We start from the raw sequence: 4,559 nt of genomic DNA on the forward strand, positions 1-4,559 counted from the left end.
AATGACTTCAAAGCCCTGCTTGATGCCTTGCTGCCTCTGGTGGCCGACCTCTCGCGCGACATCGATGACCGCGAGCGTTACCGCCGCCTGCTGCACACCGTGAATCCGGCTGCGACAATCCAGGCGGGCGGTAGAACACCTTGATCTGGGTATTGAGGCCCAGCAGCAAGCGCGCGGCCTCCTGCGGCTGGTCGGGGCGGAGCAGGGGGATTTCGTAGAGATTGAGCCAGAACACGGATTCCCTGTCTGCGGGCAGGGAATCGCCGGTGTAGAGCACCCGGATCTGGCTGATGTCGTGTGGTTGCAGTCGCAGTACTGCGGGCATGACGAACATCGACGAGAGTACCGTATCGGGCGCCAGGTTGCCCTCGCCCCGATCGACCCAACTCTGCACCAGCACCGGGTAAGCGTTGGTATTGGCCAGGCGCAGGCTGATGTCGGCGCTCCCTTGACTCAAGACCAGGCGGGTACGCTCCGGCATCACACCGGCCTCGGTGATACTGCATAAGCTCATGAGCAGCCACAGGCAAGCAGTCAGCGTCTTCATTGCGGGCCTGACCTTGCATCGGGGCGGCTGGCATCAGCCGGCAGGAATTGCTCGCGCCGGGGTGCAGCGATACAGCTCGCTGTCAGGCGCAGCAAGGGCGAGCTGAGGTCTTGCCCTTGCAGGTCATACTGGGCGGCGCAGCGCTCCTGCTGGCCATCACCCCAGCGCACCAAGAGCTTGGCGCGCAAGCGGTCGCTGCGCAGGTAGGCCTGGCTGCCTTGTCCTACCATGCCCACCATTTCCCCTTGCTCATCGAGTACGTCGGCGCCCATGGGCAGGGGGGCGCCGTTTTCACGATGCAGCGCGATCAGCATCGCATGTCCGGAGCGCGTCCTGAAACTGAGCTTGAGGGTGGCGCCGGCATAGGGAATCACGATACGCTGGCTTTCCAGGATCTCGCTTTTCTGGTTCGCGCCCGTGGTGGCCAGTTCCACGACATTGCGATGATAGGGCGACAAGGAAGGCAGCAAGGCGAAACCGTTGTCATCGATCACCGCTCCCTGACCATTGAAGAGCTTGGCGCCTTGCGCGCCTTTGGCTTCAACCAGGGCAAAGGTATCCCCCAGATAGGGGCCGAAGGTGATGCCGCCGTCATGCACGGCCACGGCTCCCCTGGCATTGAGCGCGGCCTGCCAGTAGTCGCGTCCGCGGGTCAGGTTGACATTGAGATGGACCTTGGGCAGGCCGGCTCCGAGGTTGCCATTGATACTGTCCTGTTGGCCGCCGGGTGCGTGGCTGGCACCGAGGCTGTAGTTGAGCTGATGAGCGCCCGCTAGCATTCCTGATACCTGCGACTGGTACAAGTTCTGGCCCTCTGCCTTGACTACGGACGTGCTCAGTGCATGTCCCTGGCCACCTTGCTTGCCCAGCGGAAGGGACAATGACAGCATGATCGACGATCCCGGCCGGGCCGTTGCCGCTAGCAGCCCGCTGATACTCTCTGGACCACCGGGGGTGGCACTGGCCTGCTGTCGCTGGAATGCCAGATTGATGCTCATGCCATTGCTCCTCATGGTCGAATAACCGAACTGCAATTGGGTGATGCGGCGGCGGTCGTGATAGAAAGATTGCGTCAGGCCCGAGAGATAGAGCGAACCAGCGCTGCCAAGCTGCTGACTGAGCGACAAATCAAAGCGCGAATGCTGCTGGTAGCTGCTGGAGTTGCCCAGCGCAGAATGGCCAGTGCCGGTGCGCCAGGCCAGTCGCTCGCTGAGCACATCGGCCAGCTCGCGATAACCTGCTGTCGAGTAGCGGTAGCTGGCAATGGAAAAATGGCTGCCCGTGGCCTCGAAGGTGTGGGAATACGAGAGGCCCAGCATCCAGCCACCGCTGGTGTTGCGCCCGCTAGCGGCATGTGAATAGTTCAGCGCCAGCCCCAGCGATCCCAGCGGCCCGGCCAGGGTCGTCCCCAATACCGCAGACTGGTAGCCCGAGGGCAGGCGTGTGCCGAGGTTGGCCGTGATCGCATTGCTCAGGCCGCGTTGATAGAGGGCGTCCATGAACAGCGCCCTGGTATCGGTGTCGCGCGTGCGACCCAGCGTCAGGCTGTAGCGCGAGTGACCGGGACGCATGGATTCAGGCAGGGCGGAGAATGGCACGCTGAAGTTGGCGCGCGAGCCATCGGCCTCGATCACGGTCACATCGAGATCGCCGTTGTAGCTGGTCGGATACAGATCGTCGATGATGAAGTTGCCCGGCGCGACGGTCGTGCGATAGATTTCGCGCCCCTTCTGGTGGACGATGACTTGCGCATTGCTGCGAGCCGTCCCGCGGATGACTGGCGCATAGCCGCGCAGGGAATCGGGCAGCATACGCTCATCCGAACTCAGTTCTATCCCCCGGTAGGCCAGGCCGGAGAGCAGATTGCCCGAGGTGAAGTTTTCACCCACCGTCAGTTCGCTGGTCCAGTCAGGCAAGGCGCGCTTGGCATAGGTGCGCACCGGATTCCAGTTCAGTCCGTTGCGCTTGTCATAGGCCAGGCTGCCTTGCTGGCGCAAGCGCCACAGCCCGAGGTTGAGGCCACTGTGGGTGAAGCCGTAGGTCGCATCGTGACGGGCCTGGGCGGTGCGTGAGTAATACTGGCTGATGCTGTAGTTGAGAAAGCCCATGGTTTCTCCGGCATCGTAGAGTTCTGGATCGATGTAACCACGTGCCACGTGCTTGAGCTGCGACTGCGGGATGCTGACGTTGATGCGCAGGTTCGAGAGGTCGAACACGGCCTGGGCCCCGGCCGCCAGTTCATCGATACGGGCACATTCGCGCTGGCCCAATCGTGCGATCAGGTCCGGGCGCAGATTGAGCAGCGCCGCATCCTCGGCGGTGAAACAGGCGGCCACGCCCTGTCCTTCGAACAGAACCAAACGCAGCGAGCGACGATGGCTGAAGCTGCCGTTGACGAAGACATCCAGGCTGTAAGTGCCGGGCTCGATGTTGCCGATCCGGTTGAAGCGGGACAGGCTGCCCTTGTTGATCGGGGAGGCCATTTCCAGCGCCTCAAGGAAGCGATAGGACTGCTCTGGCTGGGCTGCAGCTACCGGTTCCATGCACAACAGGCCAGCGCCGATCGACAGCGCCGCCCATGCCGCAGCCAGTGGCGGCGATGCCCATTGCTTCATCGCCATGGCCGTCAATGGAGGGGATAGTCGCGCACGATCTCCACGCCGACATCGTTGACGATGCGCAGTTGCAGGCGCAGCCGGGTCCGATCCGCAGGTATCTGCGCCAGCGGCCAGCGCAGTTCCTCAAAGGGGCCGATCATGGTGGCGCTGACCAGTTCCTGGGCCGGCCCATCCGACAGCAGCGCGGCCTGCTGGAGAACCACGTGGTAGGCACTGGCATTGCGCGCCACGATGCTGGCACCAGCACCAGCTTGTTCGATGACGAACGTCAGTGCATCCGGCGCGTGTGCCGCCTCTTCCTCGTTGTCCAACCCCAGCGGGCGATAGAACAACTTCATGCGGCTGCGCACGGTGAGCACCAACTGGTTCTCGCCGACCGAATCCGCTTTCAGTGCCGGCACTTGCAGGAAATTGAGAAAGAACAGGGATTCGCGATCCTGCGGTAACGCGGCCCCCACGTAGGACAGGCGCACCACCTGACCACTGCGGGGTTCCACCCGGAATACCGGCGGGATCACCAGAAACGGTGAGGGAAGGGGGGCTGCGTCCTCAGTATGGCCGTCATCCAGCCATACCTGGACCAGATTGGGATGATCGTCAGGATTGTTAAAGCGCAGTGCCTGGTCGCTGGCACTGGCGGGATAGATGACACGCGTGCCAAGCATCGTCACGCTGGCGTGAGCGCCTGCGCTGGTCAGCCATGCCAACATCATGATGAGTCCTGCGAGCAAACTGTTTTTTTTCATGTTAACAACGGCAGCCCCGCCGCAGCAGGGCTGCGGCGGCGCTCAAAGCGATGCGAAGAAGGAAGGGAGGATGACGGCCAGCCAAGGCATGGCGCGCAGGACTGGAGGATTAATGCATGGGGATTGCTGTCATGGTGTTCAAGAACACGGGTAGATCAGCAACCGCCCCAGGGGTGGTCTGGCCAGATCGTCAGAGGTAGTCCAGTGCGTACTGGACTGACCCGATCACCGATCCGGGTTCTGCCGAGCCATCTTCGGAGACGTAACGCACGGAAAACGTATGCGAGGTGCTGGTAGAACCTTTGGCGATCTCCAGTCCATCGACTGAGACGCCGCTACCGCCAACCAGCTTGATGGCCTCACCCCCCATGCTCTGGTGCAACTGCAGCGCCACGTTCCTGGCGCTACCTATGTTGGGGATATTGTTGCCGCTGGTGGCGGCACTCACCATGAACTGCGTCTTGACCTTCTGTGAACTCGACGCGGATGCCATGCAGCCACTGACGCTGACCACAAAAGGCGTTTCTCCAGCGGTGCTGCCGGGAACGGCCAAGTCACTGGAGGACACCGTTGGCAACAGGACAACGGGATTGGGAGGGCCATTGACCGTTACTTGACAGGTCTGCTTGTGACCGTCCGCGAAATGTC

The 4,559-nt window shown here is 62.2% G+C and carries 4 protein-coding genes; all 4 read right to left on the reverse strand.

Features of this window, described 5'->3' with window-relative positions; genetic code table 11:
• Positions 1 to 7: 7 nt before the first annotated feature.
• Entirely contained in the window at positions 8 to 547 is a 540-nt protein-coding gene (locus tag I5W_RS24020; RefSeq protein WP_374702153.1) for a fimbrial biogenesis chaperone, read from the reverse strand.
• A complete protein-coding gene (locus tag I5W_RS24025) occupies positions 544 to 3,162 on the reverse strand; it encodes a fimbria/pilus outer membrane usher protein (RefSeq protein ID WP_252717202.1) in 2,619 nt (872 codons plus the stop codon). The genes I5W_RS24020 and I5W_RS24025 overlap by 4 nt, the downstream gene beginning before the upstream one ends.
• Before the next feature lie 11 nt (positions 3,163 to 3,173).
• Positions 3,174 to 3,878: a fimbrial biogenesis chaperone gene (locus tag I5W_RS24030; protein WP_044531139.1), complete on the reverse strand. Its 705-nt coding sequence runs from the start codon at positions 3,876 to 3,878 to the stop codon at positions 3,174 to 3,176.
• A gap of 223 nt (positions 3,879 to 4,101) precedes the next feature.
• Positions 4,102 to 4,559: fimbrial protein (locus I5W_RS24035; protein WP_044531140.1), on the reverse strand; the 458-nt coding region annotated here is incomplete at its 5' end.

The organism is Herbaspirillum sp. B65 (assembly GCF_000333555.1).
In the GTDB taxonomy this organism is placed as follows: Bacteria; Pseudomonadota; Gammaproteobacteria; order Burkholderiales; family Burkholderiaceae_D; genus Herbaspirillum; species Herbaspirillum rubrisubalbicans.

Coding starts and splice junctions, on each gene's coding strand:
- I5W_RS24020 (WP_374702153.1), bottom strand. CDS start 547: ATGAAGACGCTGACTGCTTGCCTGTGGCTGCTCATGAGCTTATGCAGT.
- I5W_RS24025 (WP_252717202.1), bottom strand. CDS start 3,162: ATGAAGCAATGGGCATCGCCGCCACTGGCTGCGGCATGGGCGGCGCTG.
- I5W_RS24030 (WP_044531139.1), bottom strand. CDS start 3,878: ATGATGTTGGCATGGCTGACCAGCGCAGGCGCTCACGCCAGCGTGACG.